We start from the raw sequence: 1207 nt of genomic DNA, 5'->3' as shown, positions 1-1207 counted from the left end.
ACCGGTGTAGTAATTAGAACACCGCGCCATTCCCATAGTTGTTGTTTTAGTGGTTGCCACATATAGCAGTTTTAAATTAGGTGAGGTATAGCAGAAGTCAGAAGTCAGAAGTCAAACTCTTGCGCTTACAAAGGGTGTGAGACTTTTGTCATGTCCTAACTGCCCTGGCGACTGCTGTACTTTCGTTCTGGGTTTTAGGGACTTCGGAGCAGGGACTTCGGAGCAGGGACTTCGGAGCAGGGACTTCGGAGCAGGGCAGAAACTTCAGATGTACCTCACGCTTACTAGGAAACTATTATTACGGTTGAACCCTTACTGGACTAACTACAAAGCTCTGTCTTAGCTTTGGGTCGATTCACCCTCCCCACACTTCCGGGAGTGATAGATTTACATCAAAAAACTGATAGCTGATAGCTGATAGCTGATGTTGACAATGTCCTATCCCATTTTAACAACTTTCTCAGGGTTATCTCATCCTTTTCAAAGACTCAGTTAAGTTAGATTAAATACCTTAAATAATAATTAAATAGAGTGGAATTAAACCAACACTGTTTTAGTTTAATTCTGTCTACGGACTTACGAGTCAGTTCTGATATTCGGGAGAGTTCTGTGATGAAAGATATCAAAAAAACCGTAATGGTGAGCGCTGCCTTGACTAGTGTCTTGGCTCTAGGTTTAGGTGTAGCATCTGAAAACGCCTTGGCCGGTAAGGAAGGAATGGAAAAATGTGCTGGTATCGTTAAGGCGGGTAGGAACGATTGTGGCACCAGCAAGCATGATTGCAGCGCGCAGGCTACGGTAGATAGCGATCCCGAAGAGTGGATCTACGTTCCTGAAGGCACTTGCGACAAGATTGTTGGTGGAACTATTGTACCACCAAAAACCTCCAGCCAGGAAACTGAAAAGCCAACTGAGAGTGCCCAAGCCAATTAAACAAAGCTATCAGCAGGCTGCGCACTCAGCTATCAGCTTATGAATCATGGCTGAGTAGTGTTATGTACACCGATCCCCCCTAACCCCCCTTAAGAAAGGGGGGAATTAGATTCAGTTGAGTAGTGTTATGTATACCGATCCCTTAAGAAAGGGGGGAATTAGATTCAGCTGAGTAGTGTTATGTATACAGAACCCTTAATAAAGGGGGGAATTAGATTCAGTTGAGTAGTGTTATGTACATAGATCCCTTAAGAAAGGGGGGAATTAGATTCAG

1 protein-coding gene is annotated in these 1207 nt (G+C 44.0%); it reads left to right on the top strand.

All coding sequences use genetic code 11. The annotated features are described in order from the left end of the window. Positions 1–531 precede the first annotated feature (531 nt). Positions 532–933 carry a BufA1 family periplasmic bufferin-type metallophore gene (locus tag F6K38_RS42460; protein WP_008181410.1) on the top strand — a complete coding sequence of 134 codons (402 nt, stop codon included), beginning with the start codon at positions 532–534 and terminating at the stop codon, positions 931–933. The last annotated feature ends 274 nt before the right edge of the window (positions 934–1207 follow it).

The sequence above is a fragment of the Moorena sp. SIO3B2 genome (assembly GCF_010692525.1).
GTDB lineage: Bacteria > Cyanobacteriota > Cyanobacteriia > Cyanobacteriales > Coleofasciculaceae > Moorena > Moorena producens.
This window is presented reverse-complemented; position numbering and strand designations above follow the sequence as displayed.